This window comes from Ramlibacter ginsenosidimutans (assembly GCF_016654015.1).
Classification (GTDB): domain Bacteria; phylum Pseudomonadota; class Gammaproteobacteria; order Burkholderiales; family Burkholderiaceae_C; genus Ramlibacter; species Ramlibacter ginsenosidimutans.
Window position 1 is genome coordinate 133,195 of the sequence record NZ_JAEPWM010000006.1, and the last position, 16,334, is coordinate 149,528.

Genomic DNA, 16,334 nt, shown 5'->3' on the forward strand with positions numbered 1-16,334 from the left:
AAGCGGACGCACCCTGCCGCCGCCCTGACCCGGAAAGAACGCACGCATGAAGATCGCCATCCTGGGCGGCGGACACGGCTGCTATGCCGCCGCCGCCGACCTCTCCGAGGCCGGCCACGAGGTGCGCCTGTGGCGCCGCGACGCTGGCGCACTGCAGCCGGTGATCGAGACCGGCTCCATCCTCCTGAAGGACGCCGACGGCGCCCGCGCGGTGAAGATCGCGCGCGCCACGGCGGACATCGCGCAGGCCCTGGAAGGCGCGCAGCTGGTCGTGATCCCTTCGCCTGCCGTCGCGCAGGAAGACATCGCGCGTGCCATGGCGCCGCACCTGCGCGACGGGCAGGTGGTGTTCCTGCCGCCCGGCACCTTCGGCAGCTTCGTCATGGCGCGCATCGTGCGCCAGTGCGGCAACAGCGCCGACGTCGCCTGGGCCGAGACGGGCACGCTGCCCTACCTCGCGCGCAAGCACGGGGACCGCGAGGTCAACGTCACCATCCGCGCCGTGCGCCTGCCCACCGGCGTCTACCCGACGCGCAAGGCGGGTCACGCGCTGGCGGTGATCCGCGAGGCCTACCCCAGCGTGCACGGCTGCGGCGACGCGCTGTCGGGCGCGCTCATGAACGCCGGCCCGATCATCCATCCGCCGCTGATCGTGATGAACGCGGCGCCGCTGCAGCACTTCGAGCGCTGGGACATCCACAACGAGGGCACCCAGCCCGCGGTGCGCGCCGTGACCGACCGCCTGGACCTGGAGCGCATCGCCGTGCGCGAGGCGCTGGGCTACGGTGCGCCGCACTATCCGCTGGCCGACCACTACAACAACGACCAGTGGATGTACGGCGACGCGCACAAGAAGCTGGTGAAGTCCGGCGACTGGCGCGAGCACATCGACCTGCACACGCACCGCTACGTGACCGAGGACACCGAGCTGGGCCTCGCCTTCCTCGCCTCGGTCGCGCGCTGGGCCCGCGCCGATGCGCCGATCGCGCACGGCCTGCTGGCCGTCGTCGGCGGCTTCCAGGGCCGCGACCTGCGGCAGGGCCCGCGCACGCTGGAGGGACTGGGCCTCGCACAGCTCGATCGTTCGGCCCTGCAGGAAGTCCTGCAGGAGGGCGAATGAGTTCGCCCAGGTTCGTCGCGGTGGGCGCGGGCCGCATGGGCCGCGGCATTGCGATCAGCTTCGCGTATGCCGGCCACCGCATCGCGCTGGTCGACCTGCGCCAGCGCACGCCCGAAGCCTGGCAGAAGCTGCGCGACGAGGCACTGGCGGAAGTGCGCGGAGCGCTGCAAGGGCTCGCGCGGCTCGGTGCGCTGGACGAGGCGCGCATCCCCGAGATCGCCGCGCGCGTGGAGATGGTGGACGCCGCCGGCGCCCCTGCCGCGCTCGCCGCGGCCGAACTGGTCTTCGAGGGCGTGCCCGAGACGATGCAGGCCAAGCGCGAGGCCTTCGCGCACATCAACCGCCACTGCAGCGCGGACGCGATCCTCACCTCGACGACCAGCAGCATCCTGGTCACGCAACTCGCGGAGCTGGTGGAGCGGCCCGAGCGCTTCCTCAACATGCACTGGCTGAACCCCGCCTATGTCATCCCCGTCGTGGAGCTGAGCACGCACCCGGGCACGGATCCCGCCGTGGTGGCGCGCACGCGCGCGCTGATGGAAGGCATCGGCAAGCTGCCCGTCGTCTGCGGCCCGGCGCCGGGCTACATCGTGCCGCGCCTGCAGGCGCTGGTGATGAACGAGGCCGCGCGCATGGTGGAAGAGGGCGTCGCCACGGCCGAAGAGATCGACAAGGCGACGCGCTACGGAATGGGCCTGCGCTTCGCGGCCCTGGGCGTGGTGGAGTTCATCGACTTCGGCGGCTGCGACATCCTGCACCACGCCAGCCGCGAGATGGCCGGGAGCATCGATGCGCAGCGCTACCGGGCACCCGCGATCGTGCACCGCATGATGGAGGAAGGTCGGCTCGGCCTGAAGACCGGCAGCGGCTTCTACGACTACGCCGGCCGCGACGTGGCCGCGTACCGCCTGGACGTGCTCTCGCGCACGCTGGGCATGTTGCGCCACGCCGGGCTGTGGAAGCCGCCGGCCGAACAGACGCTGCCATGACGCCGCGGGGCCAGCCTGCCGTGATCCGTCGCGCGTATGCGGACCTGCCGCACGGGCAGGTGCACTACGCCGAGTGCGGCGCCCGCGATGCGCAGGTGGTGCTGCTGCTGCACCAGACGCCGCGCAGCTGGGCGGAGTACCGCGAAGTCCTGCCGCTGCTGGGGCAGAGGTACCGTGCCATCGCGATGGACACCGCCGGCTTCGGCGCTTCCGACCCGCCGGCCGGGCCGGCCTCCATCGAAGCGTGGGCCGGAGTCGCCGCCCAGTTCCTCGGTCGGCTGGGCATCGCGCAGGCGGATGTCGTCGGCCACCACACGGGCGGCGTGATCGCCATCGAGCTCGCCGCGCGCCATGGTGCGCTCGTGCGCTCCCTCGTGCTGTCGTCCACGCCGTACACCGACCCCGAATTCCGGCGCCTGCGCGCCGAGCGGCCGCCGATCGACGCCGTGGAAGCGAGCGAGGACGGCAGCCATCTCGCCGCGCTGTGGCGCAAGCGCCAGGGCTTCTACCCGCCGGGTCGCCCCGAGCTTCTGCAGGCGTTCGTGCGCGATGCGCTGCAGGTCAGTGGTGACGTGGAGGGCGGCCACCGTGCCGTCGCCTCCTACCGCATGGAGGAGCGCATCGCCGCGGTCACGCAGCCCGTGCTGGTGATCCGCGCCGGTGCCGATCCGTTTGCCGCCCCGCATGCGGCGCACTGGCTGCAGTTGCTGCCGCAGGCGCAGCTGGCCGACCTTCCCGAAGGCATGGTGCCGCTGCCGGACCAGTTGCCCGACGCGTTTGCGCAGGCCGTGCTGCGCTTCCTGGAGGCGCAGCCATGAAGGCCGTTCGCGTGCACGCCTGGGGCGAGCCGCCCCGCATCGAGGAGCTGCCCGAGCCGCTCGCCGCCCCGGGCCGCACGCTGGTGCGCATGCAGGCGGCGACCGTGGGCCATATCGACCGCACCGTGTGGAGCGGCGCCTTCCTGCGCCATCCGCCGCTGCCCTACGTGCCCGGGGTGGAGGCGGCCGGTGTCGTGCTCTCCAGCGAACGGTTCGCGCCCGGCCAGCGCGTGTGGATGCGCGGCGGCGGCCTCGGCATCGCGCGTGACGGCACCTGGCGCGAGTGCGTGGACGCACCCGACGAGGCGCTCGGCGAGTTGCCCGACGGCGTGTCCTTCGCCCTCGGCTCCGCCTTCTTCTCGCCCTGCACGTCGGCGTGGATCGCCTTGCACGAGGTCGGGCAGTTGCGTCCCGGCGAGCGCGTGCTGGTGAGTGGCGCTTCCGGCGCCGTCGGCTCCATCGCGGTGCAACTCGCACGCGAAGCGGGCGCCGAAGCCCGGGCCGTGGTGTACGACGCGGCGCAGGCACGACGGCTTGCGCCCGGCATCGAGGCTGTCGAAGCGGCGGACCTGCAAGCCGAAGCGGATCTGCTGCTCGACATGGTGGGCGGATCGGCCTTGCCGCAAGCCTTGCGCGGCGTGAAGCCCGGCGGCCGTGCGGTGCTCGTCGGCTATGCGGGCGGCCCCGAGGCGCGGCTGGACCTGCCCGAGCTGCTGCAGCGCGACGTCGCCCTGCTGCCGCTCAACATCCTGCGCCGCGAGGCCTCGGCGCGCGCGGCGGCGCCCAGGCTGCTGCAGCAGATCGCGCAGGGACGACTGCAGCTCGCCGTGCGCGAATTTCCGCTGGCGCAAGCGGCCGAAGCCCTGCAGTGGATCGCGACGCGCGGCCACGCCGGCCGCGCCGTGCTCACCGTCCCGGCTAGCGCGGTCGGCGGGTGAGGCTCACTGCGTGGATGGGTACGCCGGCTCGGGCATGCAGCGCTTCTTTCGCCACGGTTCCGCGCACCGGATCGGGGTATTCCCTAGGCATGGAAACTGCATGACTTTTCATATGTTCCAGCTTAAACTAATCCGCCATCCCGCCTGCGACGCGCAGCCCGGGACGGGCGACACCAGCGGGGATCTAGATGGCCGAGCGATCGTTTGTCGAGGAAGTGAAGAAGCTGCGCCTCGGCGCCGGGGAGACCTTCCGTGGCGAAGGCATCCTCGCAGTCACCAAGGCGCTGCTCGAATCGGGCGTGGCCTACGTCGCAGGTTACCAGGGCGCGCCCATCTCGCACCTGATGGACGTGCTGGCCGACGCGCAGGACATTCTCGCGGAGCAGGGCATCCGCTTCGAGAACAGCGCCAGCGAAGCGACCGCCGCCGCCACGCTCGCCGCTTCGGTGAACTACCCGCTGCGCGGCGCGGTCACCTTCAAGGCCACCGTCGGCACCAACGTCGCTTCCGACGCGCTGGCCAACCTGGCCTCCGGCGGCGTCACCGGCGGCGCGCTGGTGGTGGTCGGCGAAGACTACGGCGAGGGCTCCTCGATCATGCAGGAGCGCAGCCACGCCTTCGCGATGAAGTCGCAGATCTGGCTGCTCGATCCGCGGCCAACGCTCTCGTGCATCGTCCAGGCGGTGAAGCAGGGCTTCGAGCTGTCCGAGGCCAGCCACACGCCGGTGATGCTGCAGCTGCGCATCCGCGCCTGCCACGTGCACGGCGAATTCACCGCTTCCGACAACAAGCGCCCGTCCTTCACCATCGGCGAGGCGCTCGATGCGCCGCAGCGCGACGTGAGCCGCATCGTGCTGCCGCCGGCGAGCTTCGTGCACGAGCAGGAGAAGGTGCGCGAGCGCTGGCCCGCCGCGGTGAAGTTCATCGAGGAGCATGCACTCAACGAGTTCTTCGCGGAGGGGGCCGACGACATCGGCATCGTCGTGCAGGGCGGCAACTACAACACCACGCTGCGCGTGCTGGAGCGCCTGGGCTTCGCGGACGTGTACGGCAACAGCCGCATCCCGCTGTACTGCATGAACGTGGCGTACCCGGTGATCGATTCCGAGGTGCTGCGCTTCTGCCGCGGCAAGCGCGCGGTGCTGATGGTGGAAGAGGGCCAGCCCAACTTCATCGAGCAGAACATCGCGGCCATCCTGCGCAATGCGCACGTCGACACCGCCCTGCACGGGAAGGACCTGCTGCCCGTCGCCGGCGAATACACGACGGCCGAGACGCTCAAGGGCGTGCGCGCCTTCCTGGAGCGCTACGGGCGGATGCAGCCCGAACCCGTGGTCGCCAAGCCGCCCAAGGTGATCCCGCTCAAGCCGCTGGCCGAGAGCGTGTCGGCGCGGCCGCCGGGCTTCTGCACGGGCTGCCCCGAGCGCCCGATCTTCACCGCGATGAAGCTGGTCGAGCGCGAGCTGGGCGAGCACCACGTCAGCGCCGACATCGGCTGCCACCTGTTCTCCATCCTGCCGCCCTTCAACCTCGGCAACACCACGATGGGCTACGGCCTCGGCGCCGCGGGCGCGGCAGCGCTGAACACGCCCGGCGCAGGCCACAAGCGCGCGATCAGCGTCATGGGCGACGGCGGCTTCTGGCACAACGGCCTCACCAGCGGCGTCGCCAACGCGGTGTTCAACCGCAGCGACAACCTCACCATCGTCGTCGACAACAGCTACACCTCCGCCACCGGCGGGCAGGACATCCTGTCGTCCACCGCGGAGAACCGCTCGCGCAGCACCGGGCACGCGATCGAGCGCGCCGTGCGCGGCGTCGGCGTGAACTGGGTGCGCACGATGAAGCGCACCTACGATGTCGCCGGCATGCGCGACGCGCTGCGCGAGGCGCTCACCACCAAGGAGCAGGGCCCCAAGGTGCTGATCGCGCAGTCCGAGTGCATGCTGAACAAGCAGCGCCGCGAAAAGCCGCTCGCCCGCAAGGCCGTCGCCGAGGGCAAGCGCGTGGTGCGCGAGCGCTTCGGCGTGGACTCCGACACCTGCACCGGCGACCACTCCTGCATCCGGCTCTCGGGCTGCCCTTCGCTGTCGGTCAAGCCCAATCCGGATCCGCTGCGCAGCGACCCGGTCGCGACCGTGCTGGACTCCTGCGTCGGTTGCGGCCTGTGCGGCGAGGTGTCGCATGCGGCCGTGCTGTGTCCCTCCTTCTACAAGGCGCAGATCACGACCAACCCGACCCGCTGGGACCGCCTGCGCCAGCGCGTGAGCCGTGCCGTCATCGGGCGCCTGCAGCGCCGCGCGGCTGCGCGCCGCGAACGCTACGCCTTCTGAGCCCGCGATGAACAGCGTGCAGCCGATCAAGATCGCGATCCTCGCCATGGGCGGGGAGGGCGGCGGTGTCCTGGCCGACTGGATCGTGGACCTGGGCGAGTCCAACGGCTACATCGCCCAGACCACCTCGGTGCCCGGCGTCGCCCAGCGCACCGGCGCCACGATCTACTACGTGGAGATGTACCCGCGCGAGCAGGCCGAACGCGATGGCGGCCATCCCGTGCTAGCGCTGATGCCCTTGCCCGGCGACGTCGACGTGGTGCTGGCGTCCGAGCTGATGGAAGCCGGTCGCGCCGTCCAGCGCGGGCTGGTGACGCCGGACCGCACGACCCTGGTCGCCTCCACGCACCGGGTCTATTCCATCGCCGAGAAGATCGCGCTGGGCGACGGCCGCGCGGACAGCAAGAACCTTCTGGCCCACGCGCAATCGGCAGCGCGCCGCTTCGTGCGCTTCGACATGGCGCAGGTGGCCGAAGACAACGGCAGCGTCATCAGCGCCGTGCTGTTCGGCGCGCTGGCCGGCACGGGCGTGCTGCCCTTCAGCCGCGCGCAGTTCGAGTCCACGATCGAGCGCGGTGGCGTCGGCGTGAAGGCGAGCCTGCGCGCATTCGAGGCCGGCTTCACCCAGGCCAATGCCCCGGCGGCGGCGGATGCCACCCCGGTGGCTGCGGCGCTGCGGCCCGCGGGCACGCCGCGCGACCCCGAAGTGCGCTCGCTGCTGGCCCGCATAGCGAAGGACTTCCCGCCTGCCGCCCAGCCCGTGCTGGTCGAAGGCGCGCGCCGCCTGGTCGACTACCAGGACCCGGACTACGCCGGCCTCTACCTGGACCGGCTCGCGCGTATCCAGCAGCTGTCCGGCGGCGAAGTGCAGCTGCTGACGGAGACGGCCCGCCACCTCGCGCTCTGGATGTCGTACGAGGACACCGTGCGCGTGGCCGAACTCAAGACGCGGGCCAGCCGCTTCGAGCGGGTGAGCAGCGAGGTGCACGTGCAGCAGGACCAGCTGCTGGACATCAACGAGTACATGCATCCGCGCCTGCAGGAGATCTGCGACACGCTGCCCGCGGGCCTGGGTCGCTGGCTCGCGTCCTCGGGCTGGCCGCGCCGGCTGGTGGAACGCGCCACGCGCAAGGGCCGCGTGGTCACCACCAGTTCGCTCGGCGGCTTCCTGCTGCTGTACACGCTGGCGGGCCTCAAGCGCTGGCGCCGCGGCAGCCTGCGCTTCCAGGCGGAGAACCAGCGCATCGAGACCTGGCTGGATCGCATCGCCGCCGCCGCTGCGCTCAACCCGCAGCTCGCCACCGAAGTCGCGCAGTGCCAGCGCCTGGTGAAAGGCTACGGCGACACGCACGAACGCGGCCTGCGCAACTACGAAACGCTGATGGACGCGGTGCAGCGGGCCGGCGCCCGGCTCGCGCCCGCGAGCCTGCGCGAACTGCGCGATGCGGCCCTCGCCGACGAGGGCGGCCAGCAACTGCGCGCCGCGCTGGAGCGCCTTTCCCTGCACGCGCCGCTCAAGCAGGCGGCCTGACCGGTTCAACGAGGAGCATGCGGCCATGACGACATCGCGCTACCGCGGCAACCCCGAGGCCCTGAGGGCCCTCGTGCAGCCGGAACGCGTGCATCGCGACCTGTACATCAGCCAGGAAGTGTTCGAACTGGAGCAGGAGCACTTCTTCGCGAACACCTGGAACTACGTCGGCCACGACAGCCAGGTCCAGAAGCCCGGCGACTACATCACCAACGAGATCGGCGGCCGGCCCCTCATCATCGTGCGCCACACCGATAACTCGGTGCGCGTGCTGATGAATCGCTGTGCGCACAAGGGCTCGCGGCTGGTGAGCGCGCCGGCAGGCAACACCGGCAAGTTCTTCCGCTGCCCCTACCACGCGTGGGCCTTCGACACCGACGGCGCGCTGCGCGCGATCCCGCTGAAGAACGGCTACATCGGCACCAGCCTGAACGACTGCGAGAGCGGCCAGGGCCTCGTGCGCGTGCAGAACGTGCGCGTGTACCGCGGCTTCATCTTCGTGAAGATCAACGACGCGGGGCCGGATTTCGAGGAGTACTTCGGCGAGTCGCTCAGCTCGATCGACAACATGGCCGACCGCTCGCCCGAAGGCGAGCTGGAGATTGCCGGCGGGTGCCTGCGCTTCGTGCACCAGTGCAACTGGAAGATGTTCATCGAGAACCTCAACGACACCATGCACCCCATGGTGGCGCACGAGTCTTCCGCCGGCACCGCGAAGAAGATGTGGGCGGACAAGCCGGCCGACGCGCCCAAGCCCATGGCCATCGAGCAGTTCGTGCCCTTCATGTCTGACTACAAGTTCTTCGAGGACATGGGCGTGCGCGTCTACGACAACGGGCACAGCTTCTCGGGAGTGAACTTCAGCATCCACAGCAAGTACTCGGGCATCCCGGCGTACGAGGAGGCGATGATCGAGGCCTACGGCGAGGAGAAGGCGCACGCGATCCTCGGCCTCACGCGCCACAACACCGTGTACTACCCGAACCTCACGATCAAGGGCGCCATCCAGGCGATCCGCGTGGTGAAGCCGATCGCCGCGGACAAGTGCCTCGTGGAGAGCTGGACCTTCCGCCTGAAGGGCGCGCCGCCGGAGCTGCTGCAGCGCACGACGATGTACAGCCGCCTGATCAACTCGCCGTTCTCGGTGGTCGGCCACGACGACCTGCAGGCCTACCGCGGCATCCAGGCCGGCCTGCACGCCAGCGGCAACGACTGGGTCAGCCTGCACCGCAACTTCCAGGAAAACGAGATCGGCAAGCGCGAGCTGACGGCCAACGGCACCAACGAGATCTCGATGCGCAACCAGTACCGCGCCTGGGCGAAGTACATGACGCTGACGATGGGGGGCGAGGCATGAACGCCGCACGGCCCACCGAAGGCGCGGGCCCGACCCGCCAGGACCTGATCGACTTCGTGGTGCGCGAAGCGCGCCTGCTCGATGCGAAACAGTACGAGGAGTGGAACCGCCTGTTCACCGACGACGGCATGTACTGGGTGCCCCTGGTCCCAGACCAGGAGGATGGCGTGAACCACACCTCGCACCTGTACGAGGACAAGCTGCTGCGCGAGCTGCGCATCGAGCGCCTGAAGAGCCCGCGCGCCTTCTCGCAGCAGCCTCCCAGTCGCAGCCATCACCTGCTGCAAACCCCTACGGTCGAAACTTTCGATCCGCCATCCAATCGCTACCTCGTGCGCACGGAATTCCACTACACCGAGTCGCAGGGCGATGAACTGCAGTTCTACGTGGGCCACTTCCTGCACCACCTTACCGTGCGCGACGGTGTCCTGCGCATGACGCTCAAGCGCGTGAACCTGCTCAATCCCGACGCCGCGCTGCCCGCCGTGCAGTTGTTCATCTGAGGCCCATGCACACGGTCCACCAGCGCTTCGCCACGACCGCCGCCCGCGCGTCGGCCGCGGAGTTCCTGTTCCTCGACGCCGTGACGGCGCAGGCCTACGGCATTCCCGCGCAGCCGGTGTCCTGGGGCGCGGCGGCGCAGGAGATCGAACGCCTGCGCGCGCTGTACGCGGCGGCCGGCTACGGACACGGCCATCGCGTCGGCCTGCTGCTGGAGAACCGGCCGGCCTTCCTGTTCCACTGGTTCGCGCTGAATGCGCTGGGCGTGAGCGTGGTGCCGATGAACGCGGAGATGCGCTCGGCGGAACTGGAATACCTGATCGGCCACAGCGAGATCGCGCTGGCGGTCACGCTGCCGCAGCGCTTGGCCGACCTGCGCAACGCCGCGCGCATTGCCGGTGTGCGCATGGCCGCGTGGGATCCCGACGGCGATGCCGTCCTGCCGCGCGCTCCTGCACCCGCGCCGCTCGAGGGCACGGCACCAGGACTGGCGAGCGAGTGCGCGCTGCTCTACACGTCGGGCACCACCGGACGCCCGAAGGGCTGCCGTCTCTCGAACGAATACTTCCTGCGGGCCGGCGAGTGGTATGCAGGGCTGGACGGCGTCTGTTCGGTCCGCCGCGACGCGGAACGGATCATCACGCCGCTGCCGCTGAACCACGTGAATGCCATGGCGTTCTCCACCATGGTGGTCGTCACGGCGGGCGGCTGCCTCGTGCAGCTCGATCGCTTCCATCCCAGGAGCTGGTGGCAAAGCGTGCGCGACAGCCGCGCGACCATCGTGCACTACCTGGGCGTCATGCCCGCGATGCTGCTGACCGCGCCGGCTTCGCCGCAGGACAGTGCGCACCAGGTCCGTTGGGGCTTCGGCGCCGGCGTGGACAGGAAGAACCACGCGGTGTTCGAGGAGCGCTTCGGCTTCCCGCTCGTGGAGGCGTGGGCGATGACGGAGACCGGCGCCTCCGCCTGCATCATGGCCAACCACGAGCCGCGCCACGTCGGCGCGAGCTGCTTCGGCAAGCCCGAGGCCTTCGTCGAGGTGCGGCTGGTCGACGAGCAGGGCCAGGACGTGCCGGACGACGTTCCGGGCGAGCTGCTGGTGCGCTCCAGCGGCCCGGATCCGCGGCGCTACTTCTTCAGCGAGTACCTGAAGGACCCGGACGCCACCGCCCAAGCCTGGGCGGATGGCTGGTTCCACACCGGCGACATGGTGAAGCGCGACGCCGCCGGCCACCTGTACTTCATCGACCGCAAGAAGAACGTGATCCGCCGCAGCGGCGAGAACATCTCCGCGGTCGAAGTGGAGAGCGTGCTCAACCAGCACCCCGCGGTGAAGAGCTCCGCGGTCGCCGCCACGCCGGACCCAGTGCGTGGCGACGAGGTGCTGGCCTGCATCATCCCGCGCGACCCCGTGCCCCCGGAGCAGCGCGAGGCGCTGGCGGCGAGCATCGTGCAGCACGCGCTGGCGCAGCTCGCCTACTACAAGGCCCCCGGCTATGTCGCCTTCGTCGATGAGGTGCCGCTCACGCCCTCGCAGAAGATCCAGCGCGGGCAGTTGCGCGAGCTGGCGCGCTCCTTGCCTGGGGCTGCGTGTTGCATCGACACGCGCACCATGAAGAAACGCCAATGACCAGACAGCGCATGTCGTATGAAGGCGTCGCGGTCGCCGTCCCCGTGACGGTGCCGTACGTGCGCTACTCCACGCACAACGCGCACTGGTTCATCGGCCAGGCGCTGCAGGCGCTGGTGCAGGAATCCGGGATCGCGAAAGAGCAGATCGACGGCCTCACGATCAGCAGCTTCTCGCTGTCGCCCGACACGGCGGTCGGCGTGACGCAGCACATGGGCATGTCGCCGCGCTGGCTGGACCACATTCCCACCGGCGGCGCTTCCGGCGTGATGTCGCTGCGGCGGGCGGCCCGTGCCGTGCAGGCCGGCGACGCGGACATCGTCGCCTGCGTCGCGGCGGACACGAACCACGTCGACTCCTTCCGCCTGACGCTGGGCTCCTTCAGCAACTTCGCGCGCGACGCCAGCTATCCCTACGGCTCCGGCGGCCCGAACTCGATCTTCGCGATGATCACCGCGAACTACATGCGCACCTACGGGGCGCAGCGCGAGGACTTCGGCCGCATCGCGGTGGCCCAGCGCACCAACGCACTGCGCAACCCGAACGCGCTGTTCAAGAAGCCGCTGACACTCGACGAGTACATGGCGGCCCGGCCGATCTCCGACCCGATCCACCTGTTCGACTGCGTCATGCCTTGCGCCGGCGCCGAGGCCTTCCTCGTCATGCGCGAGGAGAAGGCCCGTGAACTGGGCTTGCCGCACGTGCTGGTGCGCGGCGCCATCGAGCGGCACAACGCCTTCTCGGACGACCCGATCATGGTGCGCGGCGGCTGGCGCATGGACCGCGACGACCTGTACGCGCAGGCCGGCGCGCGGCCGGACGACGTCGACTTCATCCAGACCTACGACGACTATCCGGTGATCGTGATGCTGCAGTTCGAGGACCTGGGCTTCTGCGACAAGGGCGAAGGCCCGGCCTTCGTGCGCGAGCGCAGCACCACCTTCGACGGCAGCTTTCCCAACAACACCAGTGGCGGCCAGTTGTCCGTGGGACAGGCCGGTGCGGCGGGAGGTTTCCTCGGCATGACGGAAGCGATCCGGCAACTCACGGGGCAGGCCGGCGACCGCGCCGTGAAGGACGCGCAACTGGGTCTCGTCACCGGCTTCGGCATGGTCACGTACGACCGCTGCCTGTGCACGGGCGCCGTGCTGCTCGGGAGAGCCTCATGACGATGCCGCTGATGAAGCCGAAGCGCAAGAACCCGGTCCTGCGCACCCGGCAGATGAACCTGCCGCCGTGGGCACGCGGGCGCGTGGCGCTGGGCATGACGGCCGCGGCGGCCGAGGGCCGCTTCGAGCTGCAGGTCTGCAAGGACTGCAGCACCGTGCAATACCCGCCCCGCGAGGCCTGCCACAAGTGCCTGTCGCCGCGGCTGCAGTGGAAGCCGCAGTCGGGGCAGGGCACCTTGCTGGCCACCACGACGCTGCACCACAGCAACGACCTCTTCTTCCGCGAGCGCCTGCCCTGGCGCATGGGGCTGGTGCACCTCGATGCGGGCCCCTCCGTGATCGTGCACCTGCACGGCGAAGTGGGCGAGGCGCCGAGCCGGGTGCACGTCGGTGCGCGGCTCGATCGGGCGGGGCAGGCAGTGCTGATCGGTTTCCCGGAACAGGGGAGTGAACACATGGCAGACGACAGGATGTTGCGAGAGATGACGAGCGACCCGAAATTCCGCAAGGTGCTGGTCACCGATGGCAAGACGGCGGTCGGCCAGGCCATGGTGCAGGCGCTGGTCAAGGCAGGCGCCGAGATCGTGTGGGTGGGGCACGCCGAGCCGTGGAAGAAGCTGCCCGGTTTCGACGACATCAGCGCGCTGAAGGAAGTCACGCTGGTGCCGCTGGACCTCACCAACGGGCGCTCGGTGAGCGAGCTCGCGGGCGAGATCGGCGGCAAGGTGGATATCGTGATCAACACCGCCGAAGTGCATCGCACCTACGGCATTGGCGCCCGCCGCGGCACCGACGTCGCGAAGTCGGAGATGGAGATCAACTACTTCGGCTACCTGCGCCTGGCCCAGGAGTTCGGCCCCGCGCTGCGGGCGCGCTCGGCCGACGGCGTCACGCATGCGGCGGCATGGGTCAACCTGCTCTCGATCTACGCGCTGTCCAACTTCCCGCCGCACGGGACCTTCTCCGCCTCGAAGGCGGCGGCCTTGTCGCTTGCGCAGTGCCAGCGCGCGGAGATGCGGCCAGCGGGCATCCGCGTGATCAACGTGTTCCCCGGTCCTATCGACGACGAATGGAACCAGAACCTGCCGCCGCCCAAGCTGGCGCCCGCCGCGCTGGCCAGCGCGGTCGTGAGGGCGCTGAAGGAAGGCGTCGAGGACGTGTACCCGGGCGACGTGGCGCAGGAATGGCTGGAGCGCTGGCGCGAGAACCCGAAGGTGCTCGAACGCGAACTCGCGGCAGGAGGGAATTGATGGCGCAGGCAACGAACAGCGTGCTGGCCGGCGTCGCGATGGCGCTCGCCACCGGCCGCATCCGCGTGGTGGACCTCACGCAGACGCTCACGCCCGAATTCCCGCAGATCGCGCTGCCGCCGGAGATGGGGCAGTGCTGGCCATTCCGCATCGAGGAGGTCTCGCACTACGACGAGCGCGGCCCCGGCTGGTACTGGAACAACTTCTCCTGCGGCGAACACACGGGCACGCACTTCGACGCGCCCATCCACTGGATTTCCGGCAAGGACCTGCCGAACAATTCGGTCGACACGATCCCGGTGCAGGACTTCGTCGCGCCGGCCTTCGTGATCGACTGCTCGGAGCAGGTGAAGAAGGATCCCGACTACCTGCTCACGGTGCAGGACATCGAGCGCTTCGAGCAGGCGCATGGCCGCATCGCGGCCGGAGCGTGGGTGCTGATGCGCACCGACTGGTCCAAGCGCCTGGACCCCGAGGCCTACCAGAACTTCGATGAGACCGGCCAGCACACGCCCGGCCCGAGCTCCGAGGCCGTGCAGTTCCTCGTCGAACAGCGCCAGGTGCTGGGCTTCGGCTCCGAGGCGATCGGCACGGACGCCGGGCAGGGCTACCACCTGCGGCCGCCTTATCCCTGCCACTACTACATGCACGGCGCCGGCAAGTACGGCCTGCAATGCCTGGCCAACCTCGACCTGCTGCCGCCCACCGGCGCCATCCTGATCTGCCCGCCGCTGAAGATCCAGAAGGGCAGCGGCAGCCCCTTGCGCGTGCTGGCGCTGGTGGAGGACAAGCCATGAGCGCAGCGAAAGTGGCGGCCGTCACCGGCGGCAGCGCGGGCATCGGCAAGGCGATCTGCGAATCGCTGCTGGCCGATGGCTACGAGGTGATCTCGCTCGCGCGCCGCAAGAGCGACATCGCGCATCCGAAGATGCACGACATCGAGGTGGACCTGATGGACCGCGCCGCCACCGGCGAGGCCGCGCGGGAACTCGCGCGGCGCTTCGAGGTGAGCACGCTGATCCACAACGCCGGCGTGATCCGGCCGGCGCTGCTGCCCGAGGTGGATCTCACCGACCTCGATGCGCTGGTGAACCTGCACCTCGGCGCCGCCGTGCAACTGGTGCAGGCCACGCTGCCTGCCATGCGCGCGCAGCGCTTCGGCCGCATCGTGCTCATGTCCTCGCGCGCCGCGCTCGGAGCGCAGACGCGCACCAGCTACTCCGCCACCAAGGCGGGCATGCTGGGCATGGCCCGCACCTGGGCGCTGGAACTGGCGCCGCATGGCATCACGGTCAACCTGGTCGCGCCCGGTCCGGTGCACACCGAGATGTTCTACGACGTGATTCCCGCCGGCAGCGAACGCGAGCAGAAGCTCGCTGCGTCGATTCCGGTGGGCCGCATCGGGGAAGCGGCGGACGTCGCCCGCGCGGTGTCCTTCTTCATCCATCCCGACGCCGGCTTCGTCACCGGCCAGATGCTCTACGTCTGCGGGGGCGCGAGCCTCGGCAGCCTGTCCCTTTGAAACGGAGAAACTGCATGCCTGTCATCCGAAGCATCGCCGCCACCGCGCTGGGCGCCGCCCTCGCGCTCAACGCGATGGCCGCCGACCTGAAGGTCGGCTTCATCACCTCGCTGTCGGGGCCGGTGTCCTCGCTGGGGATTCCCTACGCCAAGGGCATCCAGGCGGGCGTCGCCTACAAGGCCACGGTGAACGGCCACAAGGTGCAGCTGCTGCAGCTGGACGACGGCTCCGATCCGGCGACCGCCGCGCGCAACGCGCGCAAGCTGATCGAGGAGGACAAGGTGGACGTGGTGATCGGCACCGCCGGCTCTCCGGGCGCGCTGGCCATCGCCGCCGTCGCGCGCGAGACGAAGACGCCGCTGATTTCCATCGCGAACGCCAACCTGCCCGGCGAGGACGGCGCCTGGATGGTGACGCTGCCGCAGCCTGCGCCGCTGATGATCAACGCCGTCGTCGACCGCATGAAGAAGAGCGGCGTGAAGACGGTGGGCTACATCGGCTTCTCCGATGCCTGGGGCGACCTGGTGTACGACTCGCTCCTGCCGGCCGCGAAGGCCGCCGGCATCCAGGTGGTGACGAACGAGCGCTTCGCCCGCGCCGACACGTCGGTGACGGGCCAGGTGCTCAAGATCGTGGCGGCGCATCCCGACGCCGTGCTCACCGGCACGTCCGGCACGCCCGGCGCGCTGCCCTACCGCGCCCTGATGGAGCGCGGCTGGAAGGGCCAGATCTACGGCACGCACGCACTGATCAATCCCGACTTCGTGCGCGTCGGCGGCCCCGCCGTGGAAGGCTTGCTGGCCCCGACCGGGCCGGTGATCGTGGCGGAGCAGCTGCCCGAGTCCAACCCGATCCGCAAGGTGTCCATGGACTATCGCGCGGCCTACCAGAAGGCGAATGGCGCGATGCCGACCGATGCCTTCTCCGCCTACTCGTTCGACGCCTGGCTGCTGTTCACCGATGCCGCCCAACGCGCACTGGCGACCAAGGCGGAGCCCGGCACGCCGGCCTTCCGCCTCGCACTGCGCGACGCCATCGTGAACACGAAGGAGCTGGTGGGCACCCACGGTGTCTACAACTTCAAGCCCGACAACCGCTACGGCTCCGACGAACGTTCGCGGGTCATGGTGAAGCTCGAAAAGGGCCAATGGAAGCTGATTAATTGACCCACCCCCG

At 69.9% G+C, this 16,334-nt stretch carries 14 protein-coding genes; all 14 read left to right on the top strand.

Annotated features, from left to right (window positions below; genetic code table 11):
• The first annotated feature begins 46 nt into the window (after window positions 1-46).
• The 14 genes from JJB11_RS15620 to JJB11_RS15685 all read left to right on the top strand — a co-directional run bounded on the left by JJB11_RS15620 (window position 47) and on the right by JJB11_RS15685 (window position 16,324).
• The gene (locus JJB11_RS15620; RefSeq protein WP_201173162.1) at window positions 47-1,120 is read left to right on the top strand and encodes an NAD/NADP-dependent octopine/nopaline dehydrogenase family protein; all 1,074 of its coding nucleotides are present in this window, start codon (window positions 47-49) and stop codon (window positions 1,118-1,120) included.
• A complete protein-coding gene (locus tag JJB11_RS15625; RefSeq protein ID WP_201173164.1) occupies window positions 1,117-2,109 on the top strand; it encodes a 3-hydroxybutyryl-CoA dehydrogenase in 993 nt (330 codons plus the stop codon). The genes JJB11_RS15620 and JJB11_RS15625 overlap by 4 nt, the downstream gene beginning before the upstream one ends.
• Window positions 2,106-2,927, top strand: coding sequence for an alpha/beta fold hydrolase (locus tag JJB11_RS15630; RefSeq protein WP_201173166.1), 822 nt, complete (start codon window positions 2,106-2,108; stop codon window positions 2,925-2,927). The genes JJB11_RS15625 and JJB11_RS15630 overlap by 4 nt, the downstream gene beginning before the upstream one ends.
• A complete protein-coding gene (locus tag JJB11_RS15635; RefSeq protein WP_201173169.1) occupies window positions 2,924-3,865 on the top strand; it encodes a quinone oxidoreductase family protein in 942 nt (313 codons plus the stop codon). Before JJB11_RS15630 ends, JJB11_RS15635 begins: the two co-directional genes overlap by 4 nt.
• Window positions 3,866-4,053: 188 nt before the next feature.
• The gene (locus tag JJB11_RS15640; RefSeq protein ID WP_201173171.1) at window positions 4,054-6,198 is read left to right on the top strand and encodes a thiamine pyrophosphate-dependent enzyme; all 2,145 of its coding nucleotides are present in this window, start codon (window positions 4,054-4,056) and stop codon (window positions 6,196-6,198) included.
• A gap of 7 nt (window positions 6,199-6,205) precedes the next feature.
• The gene (locus JJB11_RS15645) at window positions 6,206-7,729 is read left to right on the top strand and encodes an indolepyruvate oxidoreductase subunit beta family protein (RefSeq protein WP_201173173.1); all 1,524 of its coding nucleotides are present in this window, start codon (window positions 6,206-6,208) and stop codon (window positions 7,727-7,729) included.
• 25 nt (window positions 7,730-7,754) lie between these two features.
• A complete protein-coding gene (locus JJB11_RS15650) occupies window positions 7,755-9,086 on the top strand; it encodes an aromatic ring-hydroxylating dioxygenase subunit alpha (RefSeq protein WP_201173180.1) in 1,332 nt (443 codons plus the stop codon).
• On the top strand, window positions 9,083-9,589 hold the full coding sequence (locus JJB11_RS15655) for an aromatic-ring-hydroxylating dioxygenase subunit beta (RefSeq protein ID WP_201173182.1): 507 nt from the start codon (window positions 9,083-9,085) through the stop codon (window positions 9,587-9,589). Before JJB11_RS15650 ends, JJB11_RS15655 begins: the two co-directional genes overlap by 4 nt.
• A 5-nt stretch (window positions 9,590-9,594) precedes the next feature.
• A complete protein-coding gene (locus tag JJB11_RS15660) occupies window positions 9,595-11,217 on the top strand; it encodes an AMP-binding protein (RefSeq protein ID WP_201173185.1) in 1,623 nt (540 codons plus the stop codon).
• Window positions 11,214-12,386 (top strand): thiolase family protein, encoded by a 1,173-nt coding sequence (locus JJB11_RS15665; protein ID WP_201173188.1) that lies wholly within the window; start codon window positions 11,214-11,216, stop codon window positions 12,384-12,386. The genes JJB11_RS15660 and JJB11_RS15665 overlap by 4 nt, the downstream gene beginning before the upstream one ends.
• Window positions 12,383-13,636 (top strand): SDR family NAD(P)-dependent oxidoreductase, encoded by a 1,254-nt coding sequence (locus JJB11_RS15670; protein WP_201173197.1) that lies wholly within the window; start codon window positions 12,383-12,385, stop codon window positions 13,634-13,636. The genes JJB11_RS15665 and JJB11_RS15670 overlap by 4 nt, the downstream gene beginning before the upstream one ends.
• Complete coding sequence (locus JJB11_RS15675; RefSeq protein ID WP_201173198.1) at window positions 13,636-14,433, top strand: cyclase family protein; 798 nt, start codon at window positions 13,636-13,638, stop codon at window positions 14,431-14,433. Before JJB11_RS15670 ends, JJB11_RS15675 begins: the two co-directional genes overlap by 1 nt.
• Window positions 14,430-15,158, top strand: coding sequence for an SDR family oxidoreductase (locus tag JJB11_RS15680; protein ID WP_201173199.1), 729 nt, complete (start codon window positions 14,430-14,432; stop codon window positions 15,156-15,158). Before JJB11_RS15675 ends, JJB11_RS15680 begins: the two co-directional genes overlap by 4 nt.
• Before the next feature lie 14 nt (window positions 15,159-15,172).
• Window positions 15,173-16,324 (top strand): ABC transporter substrate-binding protein, encoded by a 1,152-nt coding sequence (locus tag JJB11_RS15685; protein ID WP_201173201.1) that lies wholly within the window; start codon window positions 15,173-15,175, stop codon window positions 16,322-16,324.
• Window positions 16,325-16,334: the final 10 nt, after the last annotated feature.